This window comes from Streptomyces sp. IBSNAI002 (assembly GCF_052244475.1).
Classification (GTDB): domain Bacteria; phylum Actinomycetota; class Actinomycetes; order Streptomycetales; family Streptomycetaceae; genus Streptomyces.
Map to the genome: position 1 here is coordinate 329,241 of NZ_JBQPXG010000006.1, position 26,190 is coordinate 355,430.

The window sequence follows — 26,190 nt, forward strand, 5'->3', positions numbered from 1 at the left end:
CGTGGGGGTCAGTCCCGGCGGCCGGTGACGGCCGGGCCGGCGGTGGTGGCCGGGGGTGAGGCGGGTGCCTGGCCGGGCTCCGGGGTGAGCGGGCCGCTGCCGCCGTACTGGGCGCGCAGGGCCGGGCTCAGGTTCCGGGACCCGGCGATCTGGGCGTAGACGCCGACCGCTTCGGTCGGGGTGCGCTTCATGGTGGTGCGGTCGACGGCGTAGAGGCCGAAGCGCGGCTTGTAGCCGCCGAGCCACTCGAAGTTGTCCATCAGGCTCCAGTGGTAGTAGCCGCGGACGTCGACGCCTTCGGCGCGGGCCCGCTGGATCTGCTCCAGGGCGCGGACGATGAACTCGGCGCGGCGCTTGCCCGAGGCGGTGGCCATGCCGGACTCGGAGACCAGCAGGGGCAGGCCCTTGTAGCGGCGGCTGAAGTCCTTGAGGACGGGGTAGAGGCCCTGCGGGTCCGACTCGTATCCCATGTCGGGGATGAAGTACGTCGGGTCCTTGAGCGGGAAGCAGGGCGGCGCGCCGCACACGTCGACGTTGATGACGGGCAGGGTCGTCGGCCCGGGGGTGGTCGGGTCGGTGACGCCGGTGCGGTCGTAGAGCTGGATGCCGAGCCAGTCGAGGGTGTTCTTCCACTCGGGGTGCTGCTCGTCGGGCGTGCCGTCGTAGTTGGAGTCGAAGGTGCCGTAGCGCAGCGAGTCGAGGAAGTTCAGCTCGAAGAAGCGGCGGAAGCGGTCCCGGGCGGCGATGTCGCGGGGCTGGGTGCTGATCTTGCCGTCCCGGACTGCCTCGTACTGCTTGACGCTGGCGGTCAGGCCGACGCTGGCGCCCGGGTCCACCTTCTTGATCGCCTTGTACATGGCGGCGTGCGCGTCGATGTACGTGCGTACGGCGGGCGCGAACTTCGTGTCGAAGTTGGTGGGCAGGTTGGCCTTGCCGGGCGGGCCCGCGCCGAAGGCGTGCGAGAACATCATGTACACGCCGGGCTCGTTGAGGGTCACCCAGTCGCGGACGCGGTCGCCGAACCGCTGGGCGAGCAGCCTGGAGTGGTCGGCCATGGCCTTGACGACGAGCGGACCGCCCTGGGGGTGGTCGAGGCCGCAGAGGTTGGTGTCCGAGGGCCCGTTGGCGCAGGTGACGTCCTCGGGGTTGTCCACCCACACCGGGTTGGCGAAGTGGTGGATGGTGACGACCGGGCGGATGCCGCGGGCGACGAGGGCGTCGATCACCTTGTTGTAGTGGGCGATGGCCTGCTCGTCGATCTGGCCGCGGCGGGGCTCGATGCGCGCCCACTCGATGCCGAAGCGGTACGAGTCGACCTTCAGGGCGGCGATGAGGTCGATGTCCTCGATGGCCAGCGTGTACCCGTCGACGCCCTCACCGACGGCGGGGCTCTTGCCCATGCCGCCTTCGGCGACGGGCTGGGTCCACTTGTACCAGTCGGTGTTGGTGTTCTGGTCCTCGATCTGGGTGGCGGAGCTCGAGACACCGAACCGGAAGCTGCCCTTGCCGAACGGCGAGGAGAGCGAGCCCGGCTGGGCGAACCGCGCCGCCGGTCGCTGGGTCGTGGAGGAGGCCTCCTGGGCGGCCGCCGTGGGTACCAGGAGTCCTGCGGTGAGGATCACCGCCGCCGCGGTCTGCAACAGTCGTTTCACGATGCCTTCCAGAGGGGGCCGAGGGCTGAGTCGTCCGCCCCCACCCTCGTGAGGGGGTCTCGAAGCCCACTGGAGGCTCCGTACAGCCCACCCCCGGCAGGCCCACTTCTCAGGACACCCCGGGCCGTCCCGCAGTCCTGACGTACCCGGCCGGTCCCGGTCTCCCGCCCGCCGCGCGCACAGGCCGCTCGGCCGCCCGCCGGCGCACTGCCCTCGGCACACTGGTCGCGGGCGCCTGACCGCCGTAGTGCGCCGCGCGACGGCCCGCGGCCTCATCACCGCCCTGTCCGGCCCGCCTTGGCCGTCCCGGCCGCCTCCGTCGTCGTCCGCCCCCAGCTCCCTTTTCGGCCTTCCGCTCCGCCCATCCGGAGTGATCTCCACGAGGTCGTCCGCCATCGCCGCCCGCCCTTGGGCGCCCCGGGCCCCCTTGCCCAACCTATCGAGATTCGATAGATTTCTATCGCACTTCGATGTAAGGATGAGGCATGGGAAAGCTGACGGTGCGCGCGCTCCGCGCCGTGCTCGTGGTGGTGCTCACCGGCACCGTGTTCGTACAGGCATTGATGCTGTGGATGCTGGTCAGCGGGAACGACCCGGAGGACGGGTCGCTCCCGCTGACCGCGCTGCGGGTGATCACCATCCTGGGCATCGGGACGGCCCAGGTCGCCCTGGTCTGCGTATGGCGACTGGTGACGATGGTGCGGCGCGGAACCGTGTTCTCCCACACCGCCTTCCGGTACGTGGACGGCATCATCGGCGCGATCGTCGCGGCTGCTCTCGTGTGGTTCGCGGTCACGGCCCTGAACGCGCCGGGCCAGCGGGACGATCCGGGCGTCACCGTCATCATGGGCGGGGTCGGGCTGGCCGTCCTCGGAGTCGCGCTCATCGTGCTCCTCCTGCGGATGCTGCTCGCCCAGGCCATCGCCCGCGACGTCCAGGCGACGCAGATGCAGGCCGAGCTGGACGAGGTGATCTGATGCCGATCACCGTAGACATCGACGTGATGCTGGCCAGGCGGAAGATGTCCGTGGGCGAACTCGCGGACCGTGTGGGGATCACCCCGGCCAACCTGGCGGTACTGAAGAACGGCCGCGCCAAGGCGGTGCGCTTCGCGACGCTCGCCGCGCTCTGCGAGGTGCTCAAGTGCCAGCCGGGCGACCTGCTGCGCTGGGAGGCCGAGGACGCCGCGGGCGGATAGCCGGTCCCGCCGGTCAGCCCGTCACTTCTGCGGCAACGCCTGACTGCGGCGGGGTGCGCATGCCCCAGCGGGCAAGGGACGGGCCGGCAGAGCCCAGTACCGCGAAGAACAAGGCCAGCAGCAGCCAGCCCGTCGTGCCGAGTCCGAGCACCACCGTGGTGAGGATCCGCGAGGACCAGCCGGCGCCGCTGCTGCCGCGGCGCCGGCAGTGTCTTTGCCGACACGGTTGACGAAACTGGCGGCGATCAGCACGCGCTCCGGCCCGTTGTCCCCCGCTCCGCAGCCTATTCGGCCTGCCGCGCCGCCTTTGATCACGGACGGCAGGCTAACAGCGGTCACTGATCCGGCAGCTGTCGCACCGAGCGCCGGCAGTCGACCGCGCCACGGGCCCGGATGCCACGGCCACGGCCGGCCCACCACCGACCGCAGGGACAGGATGAAGAGACTCACTCACAGCGGCAACGGGGGCGTGGGCAGCGGATCGCCCTGCCGGGCGCTCAGCGCCATGACCATCACGGCGTCCGTCCAGCCGAGCGGTGCCACCGACGAGGGATGTCCGGCACCGTTGACCGTCTCGGGGAACTCCCCGAGCCCGTTGCGCTTGGCCAGGACCCAGTTCAGTACCGCGTCCGCCCGGGCCGTGTCGCCCAGCTGAGCCCAGGCCAGGGCGAAGAAGCCGGTGCTGGCCGTCCACGCGTACGACCCCCAGGGCGCACCGGGGTCGTTGCCCGGCAGCAGGCCTCCGTTGGGCTGGAGCAGGGCGCGCTGGGTGGAGACCAGGGCGGCCGGCAGATCGGCCGGGGCCCGGTTGAAGGGCGGCGCCATGAACGCCGCCGCGCTGTCCCGGCCGTGCTTTCCGTCGATGGTCCGCTGGTAGCCCAGCGGAGCGAAGTACCGGGCGATGCCGGCGGAGAGCTTGCGCGCCGCGGCGGTCCACTTCACCCGGTCCGCGTCCTGCCCGCGGCTTCCCGCCAGGTCGGCGGCCGCGTTGAGACCGGCGAGGAGCGGTGCCGCGGTACCGATGTTGGTGGTGGCGGTCGGCAGTTCCCAGTAGTCGGGGGAGGCCGGCGGGAGCCCGTTCGCGCCCAGCGAGGCGGCAGCCCGGTCCGCGGCCTTGCGCACCATCGGGTAGAGGGCGTCCAGCCCTGCGGCGCGGGTACCGGCCGGCGCAGCCTGGTACCACTGCCAGACCGACCAGGGCACCCAGCCGTTGCCGTCGAGCTGCCAGGGGCGCCCGTCCGGTGGCCCGGATCCGTCCAGGGTGGTCCTGGCCTCCCAGGTCCCGTCGGCCCGCTGCGTGCGGACGTCGTACTGGAGGATGCGGTACGCCTCCTCGCTGTGTCCGGTGGCCGCGAACGCCGCCGCCACGAAGGCACCGTCCCGGGGCCAGGAGTACTCCCACGGCGGGGACCAGGCCGCGGCAGAGGCCCCGTTGGGCTGAAGGAGGGCGCGCATCGACAGCAACGCACGCCGTGCGGCGGCCCGTTGTCCGTTCGTGGTGCCCGGCACCGTGCCCTTGGCCAGCCAGCCCGCGCTCTCCGCGACTTGGGCCAGTGCGCCCGGGTGGTCGGCGGGGACCACCACGGAGGCCGTCGCCCCGGTGGGCAGGTACCGCCAGCGGCCGGACGGCAGGCGCAGCACGTTGCTGTCACCCACGTAGGACGCTCCGACGGCGAAGGCGGGCAGCACCGCCTCGGTGCTGCGCAAGTTGCCCAGCAGCCCCGAGGTCCGGGCCGCGAGCGCCGTGGTGGGGACGTAGCACTGCTGTGTCTCGCCGCACCGTTCGCTGCCGGTGGGCTCGACGTAGAACGCGAGCCGGGAGGTGTAGGCGTGCCAGCCGCCCCAGTACGCCTTGTCGTAGTTCCAGCTGGTCAGGGCGCCCGGCGCCGAGGATACGGTTCCGTACCAGGCGATCGGCTTGTTCTCCGTGGTCGTCGCCTGGAGGTGGAGGTAGTACGTGGCGCCCGGCGTGACGGCGGCGTTCATCGGGAACTCCAGCCACCCCGATCCGGCTCCGCCCAGGGAAGCCAGGTTGATGGTCCTGCTCGCGATGGAGGAGGCGCCGTTCGCCTTGTCCTTGCGGATCTGCGCCGTGATCTGGCCGGTCGCGGCCCCGCTCGCCACGTACGCGCTGACCCGGGTGACGCGCGTGTTCCCGGTGGTGAAGGCCTGCGCCGCCGCGTTGTTCGTGGCCTTGACGCTGAACAGGGCCGTGCCGTGGGCCGACTGTCCGTCATAGGCGGTGGCCGCGGCGGCCGCGGGTTCTGTTCCTCCCAGGACTGTCAAGGCCATCACGGGTGCCAGCAGGTAGGCCGTCGGCGACGTCAATGCCCAAGTCCTTCCGAGACAACGCGGCCCGGAAGGGCTGCGGCATTGGCACAGGATGCCACCGCGCAATCGTCACGACGGTGAACGTCGGGCCGCCCGCCACCCGGACAGCTCAGCCGAATCCGCCGGTGAGGGGGACCGGCGGCCCCGCACTACCCGGAACCGGCCCCCGCAGCGCGCCGCGACGCCGGGCCTGCGGGTCGGGCGGGTCGGGCGGGTCGGCCGGGCTCAGGGTGGTCGGGGCTCACGCGGGCCGCATGATCGGCGGTGTCAGCGTCGTCGCGTCGCCCGCCCGGTACAGCGCCGCGGGGCGGCCGACCGCGGGCTTGCGCCGGCGCCCCACCGGGACGATGAACCCGGCCGCTTCGGTGACCTTGCGGTGGAAGTTCGGGCCGTCCAGCAGCTGTCCCCACACGGTCTCGAAGACGTTGCGCAGTTCGGCGATGGTGAACTCGGGCCCGCAGAACTGCGTGGCCACGGCGGAGTGCTGGAGCTTGAAACGGGCCTGTTCGACGGCGTCGGCAAGGATCTCGTGGTGGTCGAAGGCGAGCAGGTCCGGGGAGGCGAGCGCCGTGTCTACCGGCAGCCACCGGGTGGCGGCCGCGTCCGACCCGGCGACCGGCGCCGCGGGCTCCGGCACGATCGCCAGGTAGGAGCAGGTGACCACCCGCGGGTCGCGCGGATCGCGACGCGGGTCGGTGTAGACCCCGACCTGTTCGAGGTGGAACCGGGCGGCGTCCAGTCCGGTCTCCTCGCGCAGTTCGCGGACCGCCGTCTCGTCGAGGGTCTCCGACCCGCGCAGGAACCCGCCGGGCAGGGCCAGTCTGCCCCGGAACGGCTCCGTGCCCCGCTCCACCATGAGGACCTGAAGGGCGCCCTCACGGATGGTGAGGAGGGCGATGTCGGCCGTCATGTGGATCAGGAGGCGGGGGCGGGTGGCTCTCATGCTGCACAGACTAACTAATTGTGCGATTGACAAGAACTCCGCCGCGTACTTAGGGTCACAACTACAGAAACCGCTCCCGGAGCGGGAGCGGTACAGGCTTGGGGGGCCCTGTGATCCTTGCTGTGGACATCGGCGCGTCGGCTACGAAGGCCGCTCTGTGGCGGCCGAAGCGCTATGACCCCGCCGCGCTCGACATCGACGGGCAGTTCCAGTGGTCCACCACGCTCTTCCTGGACCGAGGGCGGGGCATGCTCACCGGGGTGGCGCCGGAGAACCTCGCCGGCGCCCCGCGCTACCGCGGCCGGTACCTCGTAGGAGTCAAACAGCAGGTCAACAAGCCGGACCCGGCCACCGAACCGCTCTACCGGGAGTTACGGTTCCCCACCGGCGGCACCGAGCCCCTCGTGCGCGGAATCGGCGTGATCCTGGCCCACGCGCTCACCGCGGTCCCGAAGCGGTTCGGACGGCCCGACCGCCTGGTCCTGTCCCACCCCGTGGTCTGGACGGACACCGAGAAGGCGGTGCTCGTGGAGGCGGCGGCCGCCGCCCTCCCCGGAGTTCCCGTCGCCCTGGTCAGTGAAGCCGAGGCGGTCGGCCTGCACATGGCGTCCCGGCTGCCGGCCGGCGGATCCTACGCGGTCCTGGACTTCGGCGCCTCGTCCTTCGACTTCGCCGTCCTGCGGCACCAGGCGCAGGGTCCGGCCCGCGTGGTGTACGACGGGGGCCGGCTGATCGGCGGCGACGACTTCGACGCCTGCCTCCTGAACCTGGTGCGCGAATCGGCCGACGCCGGCCAACTCCGCGAACTGACGGACATCGCCACCACCGAGCCCGAGTTGCTGAGGGCCGAGGCGGAACAGGTCAAGAAGGCCCTGAGCGATGGCGACGAGGCCGTGTTCGCGGTCCGCGGTCTCGAAATCGACGTCTACCGCGCGGAGTTCGAGGCGGCGATCGCCCCGCTCGTCCAGACCTGCCGCACCCTGGTCGACGAGGCGCTGTCCCTGCTCCACGCGGACCCGCCCCACACGTTCGCGCTCAGCGGCGGAGCGGCGCGCATCCCCTTGGTACGGGAACAGATGGCCGACCTGGCCGCCGGGGCGGGAGCCGAGGTGATCGACGCCCAGGAGGAGACACCGGGCAGCCTGGTCGCCCTCGGCGCACTGCGCATACCCGCCGACGCCCCCGCGCCGCGCGCCCGCGCCGTCCGCCCCTTCACCCTCGCCGCCGAGGTGATGAAGGCGCCGGCTGCCCGGACACCCCTCACGGCCGTGCGCGGCGGCCTCGCCTTCCTCGGCCCCGACGCCGGGTTACAGGTGTGGCAGGACGACGGCACCGGAACCATGGGCCCGGTCGCCCTGCGCCGCAAGGTCCCCGGCTCGGTCGCCATGACGGCCGGCGGCACCGGTCGCGAACTGGTGCTCGCCAGCCCCTCACCCGCTTTCACCGTGATGGAACTGAACGCGCGGGGCGAGGACGTCGCTGCCAGCGTGTTCGGCCACCTCGCCGCCACACCGTCCCGGTCCGAGGGCCGCGTCACCGCACTGGCCCACTGGTGGCCGCTGCTCGCCTGGTGCGTCGACGACGGCCCCGGCGGCTCCCTGGTCGACGTCCGCGCAGACCGCTGGAGTCCCCTCCTCTTCGACGAGCCCGTATCGGAACTCACCTTCGCCGGACCCGGAATGCTCCTGGCCCGCACCGCGACCGGCCTGTTCCTGCTCGACACGGACTCCCTCCGGACTCCGGACTCCCTGCGGAGACCGGCCTTCCTCCCCCTCTCCGAGCCGTTCTCCGTGGCCGTCGAACCGTCCTCGGCCACGGCGGCCGTGAGCGGAGCCGGAGCCGTGAGCGGATACGCCCTGCGGCCGGACGGCTTCGAGCGGCTCTGGCACCGTCCGCTGGGGGACGGCGGACCCGTGGCCTGCACGGCGCCGGGCGGACAGCCCGTGGTGATCGTCTTCGACACCCACGACGGGGTGTACCGGGCGCTCGCGGCGGACACCGGCAGACAACTCGCGCTGCGCGACGCGGCCGCGTCCACGGGCCCTCACCGGATGTACCCCAGCCCCGACCCCGGTGTGGTGTACGCCAGGACCCCCGGGTTCGTGCACCGGCTGCGCCTCGAAGGGCCCGTACGGTGACGGCGCCCGGGCCGGCCGCGGCGCTCATCGCGGAGCACTGCCGCGCGCTGCTCGGCGACCCGGAGCAGGCCGATGACACCACCCTGCTCGACATCGTCGCCCAGTGCGGCCAGCCCCTGAGGGTCCTGCTGGTCGGCGGCGTCTCGAGCGGGAAGTCGACCCTCCTGAACGCCCTGGTCTCCGGTTCCCGGGCCGAGACGGCGTTCACCGAGACCACCGCCGAGGTCACCTGGTACCACGGACCACACCTGGGCCCGCTGCGGCTTCCCGATCCCTCCCACCGCGCGGTCCCTGTCGGGTTCCCGCTCGCCGACCGCCTCGTCCTGGGCGACAGCCCCGGCCTGAACACCCTCTCGGAGAACCCGCGCGAGACCCTGCGGATGATGCGCGGCGGTGACCTGGCCGGGGCCGCCGCGGCCTTCGTCTGCGTCCTGGACCGCGGACTGGTCGACCAGCACTGGGCCGAGCAGCTGGATGGCCTCGCCGCCCTCTCCGCGGGCCCCTTCGACCTCGTCGGCAACGTGGTGGTCGTCATGTCGAAGATCGATCTGGTCGATGAGGACATCGGCAGCATCGAGCGCCGGACCCGCGTCGACGCACCGCTCACCTTCCGCTTCGCGGGCGTCAACCAGCTCATGGCGGCCGCCGCCAGGAGCGGCGGCGTAGACCGGCGGACGGTGGCCGTACTGGACGCCCTCCGCGCGCTGCCCTCGTTCACCTCGTGGCCCGCGGAATCCTGGTCCGACGTGCGGGAGGAACTGTCCGGACGGTTCCCCGACGCGGACCTGAAGGCGTTCGAGGAAACGGTCGGGGGGCCCAAGGGGCTCCCCGAACTGGTCCGCACCACCGCGGGCATGGACGACCCGTCGGCCGTCGCCGCCGTCTTCGAGCGCATGTCGGGCATCGCGGCCCTGGAATCCGTACTGGCCGACATCGCGGAGGACACCGACCTGTTCACCTCCACCGCCGCCCTGCTCAGGCTGCGCCGGCTGGCCGTCCGGCTGCCCGACGGTCCCGCCGCACGGGTGCGCTCCGCGATCGCCGGGGTGACGTCCAGCCGGGCGTACCAGGACCTGTGGCCGCGGGCCGCCGCACGGCTGATGCGCCACACCTCCGTGGGAGACGGACTCGACCCGGACGACCTGGAGACGGCCCTGCGGCTGCTGCGGGGGCTGAGCTGCCCACCGGCCGCTGCCGCCACCGCACTCACCCGCTGGTCGGCCCGATCGGCCGATCCCTTCGCCGACTCCCGCACCCGCCACCTCGCACGCCTCGTCCAGGACGCGGCACTGCGCGCACTGGCCGATCCCGAACCGGAGGAAACGCTGTGAGACCTCCCCGCTTCCGCTCGGCCCGGACCACGGCCCGGGTCCTGCACCGGCTCGCAGCCCGCCACCGGCCCGGTCCGGGCGGCGCACGACCGGGCGGCGCACGACCGGGCGCGCAGCCCTCCCCGGCGCCGCCGCACCTCCCCAACGTGGCCGCGGACCTGCTGGCCGTGGCCGACCGCCTGACCAGCCGTGAACTGGCGCGCCGGATCAGGGCCGTGGTGGCACGGCTGCCCGGCATCGTGACGATCAGCCCCGAACCGGGAACGCCCTTCGACCCGGCCGCCCACACCTGGGCCGAGACGCGCGGGGCCACCGAACCACAGCAGTACGGCCGGATCGCCGACGTGCTCGACCCCGGGTTCCGCGAGAGCCACACCCGCAAGGTCCTCAAGCCGGCCCGCGTCGCCGTCTACGACATGGAGGAGGAGTCCCATGACTGACCCCTTCGGCACCGCCGCCGCAGCGGCCGCCGACGACCGGGCGGAGGACGCCCTGCTGCGCCTGCTCGCACTGGCCGAGGAGGAAGAGGCCCTGGCCGCGGCCGGTGAACCCCTCAAGAACCTGGCCGGTCGCTGGCGCAGGCCCGTCGCCCAGGTGACCGTCGTCGGAGAGGTCTCCGTCGGCAAGTCCACACTCATCAACGCGCTGGTGGAGACCCCTGTCCTGCCCACGGCCACCGAAGCGCTGTCGTCCGTGCAGGTGGAGCTGGTCCACGGAAAGGCCCCGCTGGCCACCGTCTACGTACAACAGGGCGACGAACTGGTCGTGCGCGACGTGGTGGGGAAGGAGATCGAGGACTACCTGACCGCACGCGGCACCAAGACGGTGACCCGGCGCCACGGGCGGGACGCCGAGGTCCTCGGCGCGGTGGTCGCGGTCCCGTCCGACCTGCTGGCCCAAGGGCTGCGGCTGACCGACACGCCTGGAGTCGGCGGCCTCAACCCCGCCCACCGCAGGGCGACCGTGGCAGCGCTCGCGGACACCGACGCGGTCCTGTTCGTCATCCGCCCGGACCGTCCCGTCAGCGCCTCGGAACTGCGCTTCCTGGCCGAGTCCGTGGACCACGTCGGGCACTACCTGATCGTCCAGACCCACGCCGAACAGTTCCCCGACGCCGCCGACCGGCTGCGCGAGAACCTCGCCCTGCTGCACTCCCCGCAGACGTGGACGGCGCTGCTCGACGACGAGACGCGCGGCGGGCAGCTCGCCGAACGCTTCCGGAAGGAGGTGACCGGGGTCAGCGTGTCCGCCAAGGACGCCCTGGGCGCGTACGCACGGCGTCCCGGCCCGGGCTGGGAGAGGAAACTGGAACTGAGCGGGATGCCGAAGCCAGCCGAGTGGCTGCGCACCGAGGTGGTCGAACAGGTCGGGCTGATCCACCGCCGCACCCTGCTGCGGCTCGCCGGCTCCACCGCGGACGCGATCGCCGACCGGCTGGCGGGCCGCCGGTCCCTGCTGGCGGAGGGCGAGGAAGGCGAACGGGCCGTCCGGGAACGGCAGGAGCGGGTCTACCGGTGGATCGCCAAACACGGGGAGGTCTGGAAGCCCGACCTCGACCGGGCCGCCGAGGAGGCTCAGGCGGAAGTGCGCGAACTGGGTGCCGAACGGGCGGAGCGGCTCAAGGCCGACTACCGCGAACGGTTCGAAGGCAAGAACCCCAAGGCTCTGCAGAGCATCTGTGAGGAACTGGTCAAGGAACCGGCCAGCGCCTCGGCCGAGATGCGCGCACTGGTCAAGCTGCGGCTCGACGCCGCGGTCAAGGAGATCACCGAGAACGACCCGGACGGGCCGGTGGGCGCCCACCTGGGCCGGCTGAACGCATCGGAGGAGCTGGCCGTACGGGTGTACACCCCGCTCACCGTCGCCGACCTCGTACCGGAGGACAGCGAGGCCTCGGCGGCAGCCCTGATGGGGGCGGGCGTACTGTCCCGCGACCTGGCCGCCGGCCGGCGCACGCCCCGTACCGAGGCCCGTACCGAGCCGCAGACCATCGGGCTGTTCCCCGACTGGTTCCCCGTCCACAAGTCCATCCCCGCGCCGCAGGCAGGCACCCAGTCGCCCGGTACCGGACAGCAGGCCGGCGGTGCGGCCGCGCTGGCCACCGCGGCCCTGGCCGCGCTGCCCGCCGCCGTCGTGGCGGCGGCGGTCGCCGCGGCGCTCTTCGGCGGGGTGGCCGTCTGGCGCCGGCGCCGCGCCCAGTCGAGGGAGGCCGCCGAACAGGTACTGGCGGAGGTACTGGCGGCCATAGAGACCGAAGCGGTCCAGGACGCCTGCGCGTACGCCGTACAGCAGCGGGACGCCATCACGGTGGAGATCGAGAGCCGGCTGAAGGAGGAGCAGGCCCAGATCGAGCGGGACGAGGCGGACCTGGAGCGGCACACCGGCCTGAGCATCGACGAGCGCGTGGGGATGCTCAACGCCATCGACCTGGCCGCGCGGGAACTGGACGCCCTGCGAACGGAGTTCGAGGAGGTCAGGCACGTATGGAACCCCTGAGCACGGGCACTGGCACTGGCCCGGGCGGTGACGGCCGGGGAGGCGGTGCGCCGGGCCCGCGGCGGCCCGCCTCCGACGGGTCCTCGCCGCCCCCCGGTTCCGGGGCGCTGTGCCAGGTACTGGTCACCGAGTACGAGGTGCTGAAGGCGGAGCAGAGCGCCCGGATCGCGGCGCGCGACCACCTGATGTACGCGACGCTCGCCGTCTTCGGCGCCACCGCCGTGGCGATCGCGGGCACCTCCCGCGCCGCGGAACTCGTCCTGCTCCTCCCGCCGGTGTGCATCGTCCTCGGCTGGACCTACCTGGTCAACGACGAGAAGGTGTCGGCCATCGGCCGCTATCTGCGCACCACGCTCCGGCCCCGGCTGGCGGCGGCGGCCGGCGTGGACGCCGGTCTCGTACTCGCCTGGGAGACCGTGCACCGGGGCGGCCCTCTGCGGGTGTCGGGGAAGTACCTCCAGCTCGCCGTGGACCTGATCATGTTCGCTCTGCCCGCGGTCGTCTGCGTCGTCCTCCACTTCCTGTCGCGGGGCGTCTCCCAGCCCGCCCTGTCCGTGGTGTCCGCCGCCGAGCTGGCGGCGGTCGCCGTACTGTCCACCCGCATCGTGCTGGCCATGGACGCCGGCGACAGAAGGGAGCCGTGATGGCCGAGCCGACGACCGCAGACCGCGAACTGAAGCCGAAGGTGGGGCTGGTGGTCGCCCTGGGCGAGGAGTTCCGGTACGTGATGGCCGGGCTCGACCGGCTCGGCGACATCGAGGTGGACCAGCGGGTCTACTACCGTTTCCGGGTCCCGGGCTCCGATGTGATGGGCGTACTGACCGTCCTGGACGCGATGGGTCTGCCGAACGCCGCGGTCGCCGTCAACGACCTCGTCCACGAGTTCAAGGTGTCCCTGGTCGCCCTCGTGGGGACGGCGGCGGCACTCGACGACGGCCTCCCGCTCGGTGACGTCGTCATCGCCTCGGAGATCGTCGACTACCTCAACCAGGCCAAGGTCGTGGACGACCCGAAGAACCCCGACGGCGCCGCCTACCGGCTCGCCGGGACGAACTGGAAACCATCGGCCGCCCTGCTGCGCTACGTCCAGAACTTCCCGCGCAGGGAGGCCACGGAGGAGCGGGCGGAGCAGTGGACCCGGGACAGCCACGCGGCATGCCGCATCGCCAAGCCGGACCGGCCGGACCAGGGCCCGCAGTATCACGTGGCACCCATCGCGAGCGGTGACATGGTCATCGGTTCACAGGCCTTCAGGGAGGTGCTCCAGGACCACAACCGCAAGCTGGCGGCGGTCGAAATGGAGGCGGGCGGCGCCGCACTGGCCGCCTACCCGCAGGACGACGTGGACCTGATCGTCGTCCGCGGGCTCTCGGACCGGGCCGAGAGCGGCAAGGCGGCCACCGACGCCACCCGGGACCTCGACGGCCTCCCCAACGCCTGGCGCCGCTACGCGGTGGGCAACGCGATCCGGCTGCTGACCTTGATGCTCGCCGACCCCGACTTCCCCTGGCTCACCCGGCACGAACCGGCACGGCGCCGGAGGCTCAGGGGCGACGCCGGTTCGGCCCGCACGTCCGGCGACGGCCGACCGGGAGGAAAGCTGCGCCCCACCCTCGGCGTCGCCGCCGGGCTCACGGCCGCCGCATACGGACTGGGGCTCCGTGTCGCCGAACACCTCGCACGCGAGCACGCCTCGGCGACGCAGGACCAGCCGACCCCGGCGGTGCACGGGTCCCGCGACCACGGGGACCAAGCGGCCCACAAGGAGCACGGGGACCAAGGGGACCCGGACCGCACGGCGGACACCACCACCCCCGACCAGGCCGACGCGCACACCGCCCCCCACCACCCGGGGGACTCCACCTCGCCGGTGGACCTCATGGGCGCGGTGGGCTTCAAGGACGTGGGGGGCAGCTTCGACGCGGGCCTCGTGTGACCTGATCAACGGCGCGTGAGGGTCCTGTCCGATCGGGAGATCGGGTGGACCCTCGGCATTTTCATGGGAGCCGTAGCCGCGGCGCAATCGCTGCCCGCCACCGTTCCGCCCGGGTGGCGAGGCCGTGCACGACGGCCGCGTACGTGGAGTGGGTCGCCGGGCTGATCGCGCGGGGATGGCGCCGAACACCATCCGCACGTACATGTCCGGGCTCCGTACGCGGATGCCCGAGGACCGGCGGCCGGCACGACCGAGGTCCGCGGGATGCTCGCCGAGTACCGCAAGGAGAGCGCAGGCCCGCGAGCGGCCGGCCGATCAGCGGGGCAGGATGCGCACGACTGCCTCGCGTTCGCCGCTGAGCCGCAGGCCTTGCTGTACTGCGGCGCTCAGGTCGAGGTCGCCGAGCAGGGTGGCGGCCAGCAGGTGCGGCGGTCCGGTCAGTGACGCGGTGGGGTGGTCGACCCGGCCGGCGTGTGTGTGCACCGAGCCGTCCTTGACTTCGATGACCAGGTCTTCGTTGCCGTCGGCGTGCAGTTGCAGGGCGATGGCCGGCTGGTCGGGATGGTGGTCGGTCAGTGCCCGGGCGGGCACGTCCAACCAGTGGGTGCGGAAGGTGTCGTTGCCGCCCGGCTCACGCAGCAGCGGCACGCCCCACCGGCTCAGTTCCTGCAGCACCGGCTCGAGCTCGCGGCCACGCTCGGTGAGGGAGAACAGGGTGGTGGCCACCGGCGGCGGGGCGGCCTCGCGGTGGATCAGGCCGGCTTCCTCGAGTTCGCGGAGCCGGTCGACCAGCAGGTTGCTGGCGATCCCGGGCAGCCCGTTGCGCAGGTCGGTGTGCCGGCAAGGACCCAGGGCGAGCAGTTCGCGGACGATCAGCAGGGTCCATCGGTCTCCGATGGCATCCAGTGCTTTCGCGATGCCGCAGTACTGCCCGTAGGTGCGCATGCCAGCACTCTACATCGTCGTGTTGAGATTCAAAACTCTCTTGTTGACTTTCTCAACAAGGTCGGTCTAGCGTCGCTGCCCATGACCCCCACCCTTTCCGTGCGTCGGCTGGCCTGGGCCGGCGTCGAGATCCGTCTCGGCGACACCCGCCTGCTGATCGACCCGCTCGAGAACGTCGCTCCGCTGGCGCCGGTGATGGGGCCGCCGCTCCGGCCGGTCGACCCGGTCGACACCCCGCCCGGCACCCACGCCCTCATCACCCACCTGCACCCCGACCACTACGACCACGACCTGATCGCGCGGATCGCGGCCACCGGCACGATCGGCTGCCACACCCCGAGCGCGGCGGCGCTGCACGAGGCGGGCATCACCCCCGTCGCCCAGGACCTGGGCCGGTCACGCCGCATCGGAGAGCTGACCGTCACCCCGGTGACCTCGCTGGACTGGCGCGGCAACGACTGCGACCAGGTCGCCTGGGTGGTCGAAGGCGCCGGCCGGCGGGTCATCCACTGCGGCGACACCCAGTGGCACGGCAGCTGGTGGCAGATCGCCCGCGACCACGGCCCGTTCGACGTCGCGTTCGTCCCGGTCAACGGCGTCATCGCCCACTTCGAGGGCTACGCGGCCGACGTCCCGGCGACCATGACCCCCGAGCAGGGCGTCGAGGCCGCCGTCGCACTCGGCGCCGGCACCGTCTGCGCCATGCACTACGGCCTGTTCCACAACCCGCCGTTCTACACCGAACAACCCGACATCGAGCAGCGCTTCCAGCACGCCGCCGACGGGCGCGGCATCACCGCGGCCATCGTCGCCGACGGCCAGCCCGTCCTCTGAACCATCAGGAACAAGGAGCAGCACATGAAGATCGTCCTGTTCGGTGCCAGCGGCAACATCGGCCGGCCCACCACCGAGGAACTACTGCGTCGCGGCCACACCGTCACCGCGGTCACCCGAGCCGGCCACGTCGACGGACTGGGGCACAAGGCCCTGACCGTGACCACCGGTGACGTCACAGACGCCGCCGCGGTCGCCGGCCTCGCCGCCTCCCACGACGCCGTACTGTCGGCCGTCGGCCCCCGGATCGGCCAGGAGAACGACCGCGCCACGATCGTCGGTGCCGCCCGTGCGCTGATCGACGGACTCCGCCGAGCCCGTGTCACCCGCCTGGTCACCATCGGCGGTGCCGGCAGCCTGCGCACGCCGACCGGCGCCCGGGTCATGGACGACCCGGACTTCCCCGCGCTGTGGAAGGCCAACGCCGAGGCCCAGTCCGAAGCGCTCGACCTCTACCGCGGCGTGCACGACCTCGACTGGACGTACGTGTCGCCCGCCGCGGTCATCGCAGCGGGCGAGCGGACCGGGGCCTACCGCAGCGCCGGGGACACCCTGCTCACCGACGACGACGGCAACAGCCGCATCTCGTACGCCGACTACGCGATCGCCCTGGCCGACACGATCGAGAGCGGCACCGCGATACGCCGCCGCATCACCGTGGCGTACTGAGCCATGAGCGACGACGCCGCCGGCCGGCACACCCGATTCATCGTCCTGCTCGCAGCGCTCGTGGCCCTGGGACCACTGTCCATCGACGGCTACCTGCCCGCACTGCCGGACCTCGCCGGCGACCTGCGCGCCGGCGCCGCGGCCACCCAGCTCACCCTCACCGCCTGCCTGGCCGGGCTGGCCATCGGGCAGCTGATCGCCGGGCCGCTGAGCGACAGATACGGCCGGCGGCGTCCGTTGCTGGCGGGCCTCGCCCTCTACACGACCGCCAGCGCGTTCTGCGCGGTGGCGCCCGACGTCAGGACCCTCGTCGGCCTACGCCTGGTCCAGGGCATCGGCGGGGCGTTCGGCATCGTCATCGCCAACGCCATGGTCCGCGACCGCACCTCCGGAACCCGCACCGCACGTCTCTTCTCCGCACTGACCTTGATCACCGGCCTGGCGCCGGTGTTCGCGCCGGTCCTCGGCGGCCAGCTCCTGCGCGTCACGGCCTGGCCGGGGATCTTCGTGGGCCTGGCCGTACTCGGCGCCGTGATGCTGGCGGCCTCCGCCGCAGGACTGCCGGAAACCCGGTCCTCCGCGCCAGGCCAGCCGCTGCCGGCTGTCGTAGGGCAGCTGCTCGGCGACCGGAACTTCACCGGGTACGTCCTGGCCAACGGCCTGGTCTTCGCGGCGATGTTCGCCTACATCTCCGGCTCGCCGTTCGTCCTGCAGGAAATCCACGGCCTGTCACCGCAGCAGTACAGCGCCGTGTTCGCCGTCAACGCCGCCGGACTCATCGCGGCCGCCCAGATCAGCGGCCGGCTGGTGGCCCGGGCCGGCGCCCGCGTGCTGCTGCTCGCCGGTCTGCTGGGCGCGACAGCCGGTGGCACCACGGTCCTGGGCGCGGTGCTGACAGGGGCACCCCTGCCCGCGCTCCTGACCGGCCTGTTCGTCCTGGTCTCCAGCGTGGGCCTCGTCATGCCGAACGCCGCGGCCCAAGCCCTGGCCGACCACGGCGGACACGCCGGGACGGCCGCCGCTCTGCTCGGCTTCAGCCAGTTCATGATCGGCGGGGCACTGGCTCCGCTGGCCGGCGCGGGCGGCGCCACCGACGCCTTGCCGATGGGAATCATCGTCGCCGTGCTGCCGGCGCTCGCTCTGCTCACACTTGGCGTCCTCACCCGGCCGATGCCCGGTGAGCGCACTCGCAGGCCGGCTGGCCAAGGACCTGCCGGGCACCGGCGACCGCGCCGGCCGGCACCCGGCGGCCGTACGGGGGACGCATCGGAACGGCGGCTTCCCATCCTAAATCGAACAGGCTTACGATCGCCGTGTGACCTCATCCGATGTGCCCCCGTTCCCGGACGACCTCCTCAAGCTCCAGGAGCAGCTCCACCAGGCCAACGCCGAGCACCGTGCCTACCTGGCCGGGCTGCCCTGGAGTGTGGAGCCGATGAAGGGGTGGGCTCGGGGGGAGCGGTACTCCCACCGCGGCGATGTGCCCGACAGCCCCGGCTGGTCCGAGGAGGAGGCGGCAACAGTGGACCGACTGTGGAGTGATATCCGGACTCTGGCGATCGCCGTGGTCGACCATCCCCACTGGTCGACGCTGCCCCGGGAGGACATCGTGGCCGCGCGTATGGGGCTGAAGAAGCAGGCCCGCCCGACCGTGGCCCCTGGCGCGCCTGATTCACCGGAAGCGGAGTAGGCACAGTGGCCGGCGCCCGCCCCTCCTCCCTCTGCCACCCGAACCGTAAAGGGGCCACGGGCGGGACGCGCGGTGTAGCCGGCGGGGCGGTGTGTCGCGTCTGCGGTACCGGAGACGGACGGGACGCGGGATAATCGGGCCCATGGTCATGCTCTCCTCCAGCAGCGCGGCGCCGTCGGCGGCCGAGGTGCTGCACGCCCGCTACGCGGGCCGGCTGCCCGCCTCTCTGGAGAAACTCGCAGGTCCGGAGCATGGCGTGGTCGAGCTGCCACTGCACGTGGCCTGGTCCGGGCTGCGCGCCTACGACCTGGACCGCCCCCGCCTGCGCATGGGCCTGTACCGCACGGTGCTGGCCGAGGGGCAGCACGAGGACCTCGTGACCCTGCTGAACCGTGACCTCCTCCTGGCCCAGTGGCCCGTCCTGCGCACCTTGATCAGCAGGCATGTGCGCGAGGTCTGGGAGGACGCCTTCCCCGAGCTGGCGACCGCGGGATCCGCCGCGGCGTGAAACTGAGCGACCTGCACCGCCGGCTCCTGGCCGCCGTCATCGACATCGGCACCCCCTACCCCCTCGTGATCACCGGCGGGTACGCCGTCCAGGCCCACGGCCTCGTCGAGCGCCTGAGCCAGGACCTCGACGTCGCCACCGAGAACCCGGCTCCCATGACGGAGATCGTCACGAGCCTGGAGCAGGGCCTGGCCGCTCGGGGCTGGCAGGTCCGCGTGATCGACGTGGACCCGCTCTCGGCCCGCCTGATGGCCGCCGACCCCGATACGGGCGAGGAGTGCGAGGTCGACGTCCTCAAGGAGCACTTCTGGACCCCGCCGGCCCAGACCGAGTACGGGCCGGTCCTCGCCTTCGACTCCGTCATCGGCACCAAGGTCCGCGCCCTGGCCGACCGCGGCGCCGTCCGCGACTTCATCGACGTCCACGCCGCCTCCCGCCACCGCACGCCCCATGAGCTGGAACGCCTGGGCGAGCGGCACGGCCGCGACGAGTTCCGCCTCCACGACCTCCGCGACCGCCTTGCCGGCGCGGACTGGGCCGACGACGAGGAGTTCGCCGCGTACGGCCTCACCGAGGACGAGACCGCCGAGCTGCGCGCCTGGGCCCAGCGCTGGGTGAGCGACCTCGAGCAGCGCCTCCACGAAGACGAGGGCCAGAACGCCGACGAGGTCTGACGCGCAGGGTGTGCCGGGTGGGGCGGGCGTGAGATCTTGCCACAAGGTCCAGGTGTCTCCCCGGGTGACTTCCGCCGGGACCTCGAACTTCAGCCGTAGCAGGGACCTGCGCGTCGGAGGGCGCGCGTCCTCGACCTCCCGAGTTCCGGAGCCGGTGCAGGCCGTGGGCCAGTTCCCCGCCGCGAGGGTGCCACCCCGCCTTTCACTGGCGGCGCGCTCAGTAGGCGCACTGCACGGTCGCGGGGTGGGGCCCGTGGTCAAGCTTGTCGTCTGCAGTGCGGCCTCCGCGGAAGGGCGGGCAGCGCCGCAGCGTAAGGCCACTCGGCGCGCTGCTGCGGGTAACGGAGGACGCGGCCGTGCACCACGGCCGGCCGGTGCACTGGATGAACCCCAAGGAGCAGTTCACGATCGCCACCGAAGCCTCCGGGGGCGCGGACTCCGACGCAACATCACCCTTCGACGTGGTCTTTCAGGACGAAGGTGTCAGCGTCGTCGTGAGCGGCTATAAGCCCGTCGTCTACGACCAGTCCGACTCCGCATTGGAGTGCGGACACCAACGCCCCCTCGAAGTCCTGCGGGACTGGACCGAGACAGCCGAAGCAGCAGCCCAGCGAAGCCCCAACTCACCTGCGAACCGCGAGCACGCCGAGTACCTGCGCCGGATGCTCACAGAAGCCGAAGCCACTCGCGACTCGAGCGGGTGAGGCGAGGTGCGGCGCACGGGACAGGGCACCCTGCCGCCGGCTCAGCGCGGCCGGCCGCACCTGGTGCTCGATGCCGGTGCGCAGGCCGTGACGGTGCGGTGGAGGGGTGCGGGGGCGGTCACGGATGGGCACCGCCCTGGTACGTGCCGGAGGGAGGAGAAGCCGTCGTTGAGCTGCTCCAGCCACGCGGCGCACTCCAGGCACATGTGCTCCAGCTGGCGCCAGCGCAGGAGGTGGTCGGGATGCTCGGAGAACTGGCCGGCGGTCAGGCACAGCTCGTTCCACCACATCCGGACGTCCTGGCGAAGCCGCTGGGTGAAACCCGCCTCTCGTGTGCGACCCTCGGCCACCGCCGTGCCCCACATGGTCAGGAGGTCCGAGAGGTAGAGGCTGGTCCGGTCTGTGGTCTCAGACGAGTCGTCATGTCCCGTTCTGCCGCGCCGGATGGGCAGACGCCATCCACAGCGTGCCCTTCGCCTCTACCGGATCCCTCATGACGACGCCCCGTCCGCGCCTCTCGGGGTGCCGGCACCGGCCGCCGGCACCACACTGCGGTGATCTCGGACGGGTCCGAACCCCCGCTCGAGCCCCGCCGTCAGCCGACCGGGCGAACACGGTGCTGGTCCAGGTAGGTGTAACCGGAACCGGGGTAACGGTCGATCGATGTACGAACCCTCGGGGTGCCGGCACGGAGCAGGGACGACGAGCAGGCAGGTAGGACGCCTCGGACCCGGGCGCGAATGCCAGACGGCCTGATGGAGATGGATGCGGTGCTGACAATCGGCAAGGCGAAAGCGGCAGTGGCCGCGGTGATGGTCGGGTTGACGATGGGGGGTGCGGAGGCGGCCGCCGGTGTGGAGGCGGCCGACGGGCCGGCCGCAGTGAGGGGCCCCGCGTTTTCCGGACAGCTGCTAATTAGCAAATTCAGGCTGCGAGCTGCTGGTTCAGGTACTCGTCGTGGACCTCTCGTGGGGTCCGGTACCCGAGTCCCGAGTGACGGCGCTTCGTATTGTAGCGGACCTCTATGTAGCGGGCGATGTCGCGGTAGGCGTGTTCTCGGGTGGGGTATACGGTCCGGTGGACACGTTCATTTTTCAGGGTCGCGAAGAATGATTCCGCCATGGCATTGTCGTAGCAGATCCCGGTCCGGCCAACGGATTGCCGGATTCTTAGCCCGGTCAGTGTATTGGCGAACTGGGTCGAGGTGTAATTGCTGCCGCGGTCCGAGTGAAAGATGGCGTCTTCGGCGAGTGGGTGGTTGCGTGCTGCCATTTTGATGGCTGCTTCGATAAGTGGGGTCTTGTAGTTGTCGTCCATGGCCCACCCGATGACGGCTTTGGTGTGGCAGTCGATGACGGTGGCGAGGAATACCCAGCCTTCCCAGGTTGGAATGTATGTGATGTCGCCGACCATTTTGCGGCCGGGTGCGTCGGCGGTGAAGTCGCGGTTCACGAGGTCAGGGATCGGGCCGGCGGAGCCGTCGTTCTCGGTGAGGCTGTGGCGCCACGGTCGTGGCTGACACGCCTGGAGGTCCAGTTCCCGCATGAGGTCACGCACGAGCTCGGGTCCGCAGGGGACGCCCCACGCGGACAGGTCGGCGTGGACCCGACGGTAGCCGTAGGTTTCGTCAGAATCCTCGAACGACTTGGTGATCAGCAATTTCAGATCCTCCCGTCGCCGGGCAGTCGCTGAAATCGGCCTGCTCCGCCATTCGTAGAAGCCGGAGCGGGATACTTCCAGCCAGTCGCACATCTTGGCAACCGGCACCGTGTCTTCAGTGTTCGTGGTAAATATTGCGTACTCTGCATCGATGAACTCGAACTTGTCGCTCACCGAGGGTCCTTGGCGAAGTACGCTGCAACTTTTTCCAGGAAAGCGACTTTCTGTCGCAGCTCGCGCAATTCTCGTTCCTGCTCCCGCAGGCGGGCGCGCTCGTCGAGCGTGAGTTCCGGCTCCTCGCCATCATGCTCACGACGGTATGCGTTGACCCAGTTTCCCAGAGTTCCTTCAACGAGTCCGAGTTCCCGGGCGACCTGGGCGACCGGACGCGACGTCTCGATCACCATCTTCACGGCCTCTTCCCGATACTCCGGGCTAAATTTCCTGCGTTTCTGCGACAACCGACTTCCCTTTCCGAGTGGTCCCACCGTAGTGGGACCACTGTCCGGAAGGTTCGGGGCGCCTCACAGGAAGAGTAGTGAACTGCAAAAACGATGCCGCAATTCTGCGGGCGGCGATCGCCGCTGCCGCGCCGGGCTCGCGGCTGGAGGTCAGGGGAAGGTGTATCGGCCCCTTCACCATCGACAAAGATCTTTCCCTGACCGGCCGCTGGGGCGCCGTCCTGGACGGAAACCACCAGGACACGACCATCACCGTCAACGGGAACGTCCGGGTCTACTTGGAGAGTCTCTCCATCGTCAACGGCGCTGCAAAGATCCGGAATCCCGGCCCACCCGGCGCGGATGGCGGCGGCATCCGCAACAACGGCGGCAACGTAACGGTGACCCGCTCCACAGTGCACCACAACACGGCCGCCTTCGGCGGCGGCATCTCCAACGAGGGCATTGGCACGATGAGGCTCACGGCGACCAACGTGCACCACAACACTGCGGCCGGCAGGGGAGGCGGTGTCTTCAATCTCGATGACGCCGAACTCACCCTGCTCCGCTCGGCCGTGCACGACAACACTGCCGGCGGGATCGGTGGAGGATTCCACAACGACGGCTCGCTCGTACTGTCGGACACGAAGGTGTACGGCAATTCCGCCGGCTCGGGGGGCGGTGGCATCTACGCAGAGGACGGGACCGCGACGCTGACCGGTGCCACCGTCGTGCGCAACACCGTGGGCCAGCCGGATGGACAGGGGGGCGGAATCTTTGTGCGCGAAGGCGTCGTGACGCTGCGGCAGTCCCTGGTGCGCCGCAACCAGCCGGACAACTGCGCTCCGCCCGGAGCCGTACCGGGCTGTACCGGCTGACGGTGACGGCGGGGTTGACTCGGGCGCCCCGGCCGGGCCCGTGAACCAGAGGTCCACGGTCAAGGGGAAGCTTCACCCCGCCCCCCTTGACCGAAAGTCTTCCTCAAAGGGGATGGGCAGCAGGTAGGCACAGCATGAGACTCGCTCTCGACCATTCCACCCTGGGACGAGAGTTGACCATGGAATACCAGCGGCTAGACGCCACTAAGTTTATCAAGATCCTGCAAGATTCCCACATCGGACAGGACGACAATGCGAAGCAAGTCGTAAATGACCTGCTGTCGTACGTGTTCGGGACGGTCCCTGAATCCATCGATGAAGACAAACTTCAAGAGGTGATCGTCGCCGAGCCGCCGTACAGTCTGTTCGGCAGCATGCAGGAGCAGTTCCTGTCGGCAGTCATAGACTACCCGGCCAACGTCATCAGCACCCTTCAGACCGTAGTCATTCCGCAATTGATGCGGAAGCGGAACGAACTGTCGGCGCAATCCACCCAGGTTGATCAGTGGCAGGAGTTCACTTCCGAGAAAAGGGAAGCGAGTAGGAAGGCGGTCAATTCTGCGGCCGCGGGCGACGAAGGCCTGGCACGAAAAAAGACGGCCGTCGAACGGGAGCGCGAGCGAGAGGCGGCGGCCATCAAGAGGGCCCTCGTGCTGAACGATCTCACCTACGAAGTCCTTACACCATTCCTGCGGAAATCGCTGCATACGTCATGGCAGGCGGAGTCCGTTAAAAAGATTGCAGAAGCGCTCAAGGCGATAGTTTTCGAACTTTCGGTGGCGAAAAGGAACAACCTCCCGAACTCCGGCAATCTCAAGAAGAGTGCACTACAGCTCGCTGAAACGGCAGGCGAATTCCAGAGGGAATACGCGGCCAAGGTCGACGGCAATTCCCCCACCGCCGATGTCGCAAATGCGCACGCGGCATTTCTGAGCTTCTTCCAGGTCAACTCGAAAATCGGCGAGTCTATCAGCCAGGCCCTCGGCGGGGTCTCTGCGCTGGATACATCTTCAGAGGTGCCGGGAAGTCAGACAGGCGAAGATCAGAAGCAGTGGGATGACTACGTTGCACAGTGCGGCGAGGTGGAGACGATCATCTCCGCGGTACGCTCGACGCTGCACAGCGAAATAAAGTGGCCAACCGACCGGAAACCTGACTTCATCGAAGATTTCAATGATTGCCTCATGGCGATCGATCTGCATGTGAAGGCGGTCAAGGACGGCAGGGTGGAAGTAGGGGATCTGAGTGATATGGCCGCCAGGCTGAAGAGGGCCGCAGTGACCTTCGCTTCCGGATACGCGGAAGCTTCTGACGATCTGGACCCTTTGGAGCTGCCAAAGAAGGTAGTTTCAGAAGTACTCTCCACTCACAGCGCGCTCGGCATGTCGGTTCATGGCTGGTGCGAAACCGCCAAAGGCAGGAAGCCCGGAGGGTTCCGCTCAACGGCAAACGTGCCGTATGACCGAATGAAGAACTGACGCTTCAGTTGTACTGACCTCGAAGGCGTGACCGTCGTCCGAGGGTGTGCCGGGGCATGCCGGGCCTGTCAGCGGCTGTCGTTCAGGCAGTGGCGGACAGGCCGGCGGCGCGTCAGATCGCGCCCTCGATCACGTGACAGCGCCGCGTCGAGGCTGAACACCCAGCTCAGGGCACTCCTGCCCGGGCCTTCCAAGCATTGACAGCGTCTGGGGCCAGCTGGCTGAGCGCTTCCCGCTCGTGTTCGGGCCACGTCTGCCAATCCGACAGTCGGTGGGCGTCGGTGGTGGCTTGATCGGCCCACCGGTCCAAGATCTCCAGCCCGTTGTCGATGACGTCGGTCCAGTCAGGGTGGAGTGCTGCTGCGTCCTGGACGCCCTCTTCCTGATGGAGCAACCACAGGTAGGCAGTCAGGATGCAGGGGGATGGAAGCGCACCGATTGCACCGTGCAGGTACTCACGCATCTGCCACGCGGCGACCGTCTGCGGGACGAGCCGGCTCAAGGCCCTTCGTTCCTCCTCCGGCAGCATGTCCCAGTCGGCCTGGCGGTCGGCGTCTGTGGTGTTGGGGTCCTTCCAGCGGGTCACGAAGGCCTCGCCGACACCGGACACCTCGACAGTCGCCGGCTCGCTCTCGGCGTAGGCCTTGATGATCCGGTCGCCCTGAGTGAGACCTTTGAGTGCAGCGAAGGCACTGATCGGCAGTCCCTTGTTCCAGAGGGCGTAGACGCCGGCATCTCGGATCCTGTTGAACGCGAACATGGGCTTGGCCCAGCGTTCGACATCCGGGCTGAGCTTGGTGACCCAGCGCTGATCTTGAGCGGGCAGACTGTCGAACCATTTATGACACTTGGTGTTGTCGGACAGCGCGTCTGCCTGCTGCCTGCACTTTACCAACGCGGCTTTCAGGTTCTTATTCTGGACAATTTGCCGCTTGACCTGACCATCCATCGTCGTGTAATAGACGTAGAGTCCCCAGTCGCCCTCCCTGGCACGCTGATCCCTGGCACACTGAATTTCATACCAAAGTGAAGCGATCAGCGAATCTCCCAGCGTTCTCGCCTGATCCTTTGGCGTAAAGCTTTCAAAGGCGACGCGAGCGGCCTCGAGTTTTGTCTCATCATCGGTCACAGAATCCTTCTGGACATCGTAAATCAACTTCTCGAATGCATTCACGGTTTTCCGCGTATTGCGGAAGGCTTCAGGGTCAGGGTCTCTCACTAGCTCTCGCGTGACCGCGCCATGCGGCCTGATCTCCTGCGGACGCGGGCGACAGCAGGAGATGCGAATGATGTTGAACTCGTCGAGGAGCCCGAAAACTCCGGCGCAATGATGCCGAGGCGGGCGGCACGTCTCATGGTCGGTGCATAGCTGCGAGGGACTGGGAAGAAAATTTCCGCCGACGAAGCAAAGTGGAGCCTCGACCTTCGCCGTCTCGGCTTCCACCTTTCCGATCTGGATACGTGCGGCATATTTCAGATCGGAGAAGGATCCGAGGATATAGTTGGGGACTTTTACCTTGCCGTCAGCGGTGCCAGTGAACTCCTCTTCCCCTTTATCATGGAGAAGCTCCAGCACGCGCATACCGACGAGAGCGCTAAGACTCGTACGGGGCTTGGCGAAGAATGCGACGGTCACTCCTTCAGGAACGAAGGTCCCAGGGCCTCCTGGGTCCATGCCGTGCGCTG

General features: G+C 70.0%; 24 protein-coding genes. 16 read left to right on the forward strand and 8 right to left on the reverse strand.

Annotation, left to right across the window (positions count from 1 at the left end; genetic code table 11):
• Nucleotides 1-8: 8 nt before the first annotated feature.
• Complete coding sequence (locus ACTVZO_RS44470; RefSeq protein WP_443304305.1) at nucleotides 9-1,652, reverse strand: glycoside hydrolase family 1 protein; 1,644 nt, start codon at nucleotides 1,650-1,652, stop codon at nucleotides 9-11.
• 485 nt (nucleotides 1,653-2,137) lie between these two features.
• Between ACTVZO_RS44470 and ACTVZO_RS44475 the strand changes: the two genes are divergently transcribed.
• Entirely contained in the window at nucleotides 2,138-2,629 is a 492-nt protein-coding gene (locus ACTVZO_RS44475; RefSeq protein WP_443304306.1) for a DUF2975 domain-containing protein, read from the forward strand.
• Nucleotides 2,629-2,850: a helix-turn-helix domain-containing protein gene (locus ACTVZO_RS44480; RefSeq protein WP_030609318.1), complete on the forward strand. Its 222-nt coding sequence runs from the start codon at nucleotides 2,629-2,631 to the stop codon at nucleotides 2,848-2,850. The genes ACTVZO_RS44475 and ACTVZO_RS44480 overlap by 1 nt, the downstream gene beginning before the upstream one ends.
• A 13-nt stretch (nucleotides 2,851-2,863) precedes the next feature.
• Here the strand turns inward: ACTVZO_RS44480 and ACTVZO_RS44485 are convergent, their stop codons facing one another.
• The 3 genes from ACTVZO_RS44485 to ACTVZO_RS44495 all read right to left on the reverse strand — a co-directional run bounded on the left by ACTVZO_RS44485 (nucleotide 2,864) and on the right by ACTVZO_RS44495 (nucleotide 6,124).
• Entirely contained in the window at nucleotides 2,864-3,004 is a 141-nt protein-coding gene (locus ACTVZO_RS44485; RefSeq protein WP_443304307.1) for a hypothetical protein, read from the reverse strand.
• 296 nt (nucleotides 3,005-3,300) lie between these two features.
• Complete coding sequence (locus ACTVZO_RS44490; RefSeq protein WP_443304308.1) at nucleotides 3,301-5,178, reverse strand: hypothetical protein; 1,878 nt, start codon at nucleotides 5,176-5,178, stop codon at nucleotides 3,301-3,303.
• 244 nt (nucleotides 5,179-5,422) lie between these two features.
• Nucleotides 5,423-6,124 carry an NUDIX hydrolase gene (locus tag ACTVZO_RS44495; RefSeq protein WP_443304309.1) on the reverse strand — a complete coding sequence of 234 codons (702 nt, stop codon included), beginning with the start codon at nucleotides 6,122-6,124 and terminating at the stop codon, nucleotides 5,423-5,425.
• Nucleotides 6,125-6,234: 110 nt separating this feature from the next.
• On the opposite strand from ACTVZO_RS44495, the gene ACTVZO_RS44500 reads away from it, so the two are divergent.
• From ACTVZO_RS44500 to ACTVZO_RS44525, 6 genes are read left to right on the forward strand one after another with little or no spacing between them, the layout of a single operon-like run.
• Nucleotides 6,235-8,262 carry an Hsp70 family protein gene (locus ACTVZO_RS44500; protein WP_443304310.1) on the forward strand — a complete coding sequence of 676 codons (2,028 nt, stop codon included), beginning with the start codon at nucleotides 6,235-6,237 and terminating at the stop codon, nucleotides 8,260-8,262.
• Nucleotides 8,259-9,593: a GTPase gene (locus ACTVZO_RS44505; protein WP_443304311.1), complete on the forward strand. Its 1,335-nt coding sequence runs from the start codon at nucleotides 8,259-8,261 to the stop codon at nucleotides 9,591-9,593. The genes ACTVZO_RS44500 and ACTVZO_RS44505 overlap by 4 nt, the downstream gene beginning before the upstream one ends.
• Entirely contained in the window at nucleotides 9,590-10,033 is a 444-nt protein-coding gene (gene grpE, locus ACTVZO_RS44510) for a nucleotide exchange factor GrpE (RefSeq protein ID WP_443304312.1), read from the forward strand. Before ACTVZO_RS44505 ends, grpE begins: the two co-directional genes overlap by 4 nt.
• Nucleotides 10,026-12,089: a dynamin family protein gene (locus tag ACTVZO_RS44515; protein WP_443304313.1), complete on the forward strand. Its 2,064-nt coding sequence runs from the start codon at nucleotides 10,026-10,028 to the stop codon at nucleotides 12,087-12,089. The genes grpE and ACTVZO_RS44515 overlap by 8 nt, the downstream gene beginning before the upstream one ends.
• Nucleotides 12,077-12,733, forward strand: coding sequence for a hypothetical protein (locus ACTVZO_RS44520; RefSeq protein WP_443304314.1), 657 nt, complete (start codon nucleotides 12,077-12,079; stop codon nucleotides 12,731-12,733). Before ACTVZO_RS44515 ends, ACTVZO_RS44520 begins: the two co-directional genes overlap by 13 nt.
• Nucleotides 12,733-14,025 carry a 5'-methylthioadenosine/S-adenosylhomocysteine nucleosidase family protein gene (locus tag ACTVZO_RS44525; protein ID WP_443304315.1) on the forward strand — a complete coding sequence of 431 codons (1,293 nt, stop codon included), beginning with the start codon at nucleotides 12,733-12,735 and terminating at the stop codon, nucleotides 14,023-14,025. The genes ACTVZO_RS44520 and ACTVZO_RS44525 overlap by 1 nt, the downstream gene beginning before the upstream one ends.
• Nucleotides 14,026-14,340: 315 nt before the next feature.
• Here ACTVZO_RS44525 and ACTVZO_RS44530 read toward each other — a convergent pair whose 3' ends face one another.
• Nucleotides 14,341-14,970 carry a winged helix-turn-helix transcriptional regulator gene (locus ACTVZO_RS44530; protein WP_443304316.1) on the reverse strand — a complete coding sequence of 210 codons (630 nt, stop codon included), beginning with the start codon at nucleotides 14,968-14,970 and terminating at the stop codon, nucleotides 14,341-14,343.
• Nucleotides 14,971-15,051: 81 nt separating this feature from the next.
• Here ACTVZO_RS44530 and ACTVZO_RS44535 point away from each other — a divergent pair, with 81 nt between their 5' ends.
• From ACTVZO_RS44535 to ACTVZO_RS44560, 6 genes are all read left to right on the forward strand, one after another.
• A complete protein-coding gene (locus ACTVZO_RS44535) occupies nucleotides 15,052-15,804 on the forward strand; it encodes an MBL fold metallo-hydrolase (RefSeq protein WP_443304317.1) in 753 nt (250 codons plus the stop codon).
• A gap of 24 nt (nucleotides 15,805-15,828) precedes the next feature.
• Nucleotides 15,829-16,473: an NAD(P)-dependent oxidoreductase gene (locus tag ACTVZO_RS44540; protein WP_443304319.1), complete on the forward strand. Its 645-nt coding sequence runs from the start codon at nucleotides 15,829-15,831 to the stop codon at nucleotides 16,471-16,473.
• A 3-nt stretch (nucleotides 16,474-16,476) separates the two neighbouring features.
• A complete protein-coding gene (locus tag ACTVZO_RS44545; protein ID WP_443304320.1) occupies nucleotides 16,477-18,015 on the forward strand; it encodes a multidrug effflux MFS transporter in 1,539 nt (512 codons plus the stop codon).
• A gap of 290 nt (nucleotides 18,016-18,305) precedes the next feature.
• Nucleotides 18,306-18,671 (forward strand): hypothetical protein, encoded by a 366-nt coding sequence (locus tag ACTVZO_RS44550; protein ID WP_443304321.1) that lies wholly within the window; start codon nucleotides 18,306-18,308, stop codon nucleotides 18,669-18,671.
• A complete protein-coding gene (locus tag ACTVZO_RS44555) occupies nucleotides 18,668-19,345 on the forward strand; it encodes a nucleotidyl transferase AbiEii/AbiGii toxin family protein (RefSeq protein WP_443304322.1) in 678 nt (225 codons plus the stop codon). Before ACTVZO_RS44550 ends, ACTVZO_RS44555 begins: the two co-directional genes overlap by 4 nt.
• A 356-nt stretch (nucleotides 19,346-19,701) precedes the next feature.
• Entirely contained in the window at nucleotides 19,702-20,049 is a 348-nt protein-coding gene (locus ACTVZO_RS44560; RefSeq protein WP_443304323.1) for a hypothetical protein, read from the forward strand.
• 41 nt (nucleotides 20,050-20,090) lie between these two features.
• Here ACTVZO_RS44560 and ACTVZO_RS44565 read toward each other — a convergent pair whose 3' ends face one another.
• Together ACTVZO_RS44565 and ACTVZO_RS44570 are read right to left on the reverse strand one after the other, a co-directional pair.
• Complete coding sequence (locus ACTVZO_RS44565; protein WP_443304324.1) at nucleotides 20,091-20,339, reverse strand: hypothetical protein; 249 nt, start codon at nucleotides 20,337-20,339, stop codon at nucleotides 20,091-20,093.
• Nucleotides 20,340-20,973: 634 nt separating this feature from the next.
• A protein-coding gene (locus tag ACTVZO_RS44570) for an IS3 family transposase (protein WP_443296327.1) occupies nucleotides 20,974-22,169 on the reverse strand; the annotation gives its coding sequence in 2 pieces (ribosomal slippage) (nucleotides 20,974-21,917 and nucleotides 21,917-22,169; 1,197 coding nt in all).
• Between the two features lie 77 nt (nucleotides 22,170-22,246).
• Here ACTVZO_RS44570 and ACTVZO_RS44575 point away from each other — a divergent pair.
• Both ACTVZO_RS44575 and ACTVZO_RS44580 read left to right on the forward strand, forming a co-directional pair.
• Nucleotides 22,247-23,026 carry a hypothetical protein gene (locus ACTVZO_RS44575; protein WP_443304325.1) on the forward strand — a complete coding sequence of 260 codons (780 nt, stop codon included), beginning with the start codon at nucleotides 22,247-22,249 and terminating at the stop codon, nucleotides 23,024-23,026.
• A gap of 134 nt (nucleotides 23,027-23,160) precedes the next feature.
• The gene (locus tag ACTVZO_RS44580) at nucleotides 23,161-24,504 is read left to right on the forward strand and encodes a hypothetical protein (RefSeq protein ID WP_443304326.1); all 1,344 of its coding nucleotides are present in this window, start codon (nucleotides 23,161-23,163) and stop codon (nucleotides 24,502-24,504) included.
• Nucleotides 24,505-24,670: 166 nt separating this feature from the next.
• Here the strand turns inward: ACTVZO_RS44580 and ACTVZO_RS44585 are convergent, their stop codons facing one another.
• A complete protein-coding gene (locus ACTVZO_RS44585; RefSeq protein WP_443304327.1) occupies nucleotides 24,671-26,140 on the reverse strand; it encodes a hypothetical protein in 1,470 nt (489 codons plus the stop codon).
• Between the last annotated feature and the right edge of the window lie 50 nt (nucleotides 26,141-26,190).

What these genes read in the sequence shown, in the direction of transcription:
- ACTVZO_RS44475 (WP_443304306.1), top strand. Translation starts at nt 2,138, where the DNA reads ATGGGAAAGCTGACGGTGCGCGCGCTCCGCGCCGTGCTCGTGGTGGTG.
- ACTVZO_RS44480 (WP_030609318.1), top strand. Translation starts at nt 2,629, where the DNA reads ATGCCGATCACCGTAGACATCGACGTGATGCTGGCCAGGCGGAAGATG.
- ACTVZO_RS44495 (WP_443304309.1), bottom strand. Translation starts at nt 6,124, where the DNA reads ATGAGAGCCACCCGCCCCCGCCTCCTGATCCACATGACGGCCGACATC.
- ACTVZO_RS44515 (WP_443304313.1), top strand. Translation starts at nt 10,026, where the DNA reads ATGACTGACCCCTTCGGCACCGCCGCCGCAGCGGCCGCCGACGACCGG.
- ACTVZO_RS44520 (WP_443304314.1), top strand. Translation starts at nt 12,077, where the DNA reads ATGGAACCCCTGAGCACGGGCACTGGCACTGGCCCGGGCGGTGACGGC.
- ACTVZO_RS44525 (WP_443304315.1), top strand. Translation starts at nt 12,733, where the DNA reads ATGGCCGAGCCGACGACCGCAGACCGCGAACTGAAGCCGAAGGTGGGG.
- ACTVZO_RS44530 (WP_443304316.1), bottom strand. Translation starts at nt 14,970, where the DNA reads ATGCGCACCTACGGGCAGTACTGCGGCATCGCGAAAGCACTGGATGCC.
- ACTVZO_RS44535 (WP_443304317.1), top strand. Translation starts at nt 15,052, where the DNA reads ATGACCCCCACCCTTTCCGTGCGTCGGCTGGCCTGGGCCGGCGTCGAG.
- ACTVZO_RS44540 (WP_443304319.1), top strand. Translation starts at nt 15,829, where the DNA reads ATGAAGATCGTCCTGTTCGGTGCCAGCGGCAACATCGGCCGGCCCACC.
- ACTVZO_RS44545 (WP_443304320.1), top strand. Translation starts at nt 16,477, where the DNA reads ATGAGCGACGACGCCGCCGGCCGGCACACCCGATTCATCGTCCTGCTC.
- ACTVZO_RS44550 (WP_443304321.1), top strand. Translation starts at nt 18,306, where the DNA reads ATGGTCATGCTCTCCTCCAGCAGCGCGGCGCCGTCGGCGGCCGAGGTG.
- ACTVZO_RS44565 (WP_443304324.1), bottom strand. Translation starts at nt 20,339, where the DNA reads ATGTGGTGGAACGAGCTGTGCCTGACCGCCGGCCAGTTCTCCGAGCAT.
- ACTVZO_RS44580 (WP_443304326.1), top strand. Translation starts at nt 23,161, where the DNA reads ATGAGACTCGCTCTCGACCATTCCACCCTGGGACGAGAGTTGACCATG.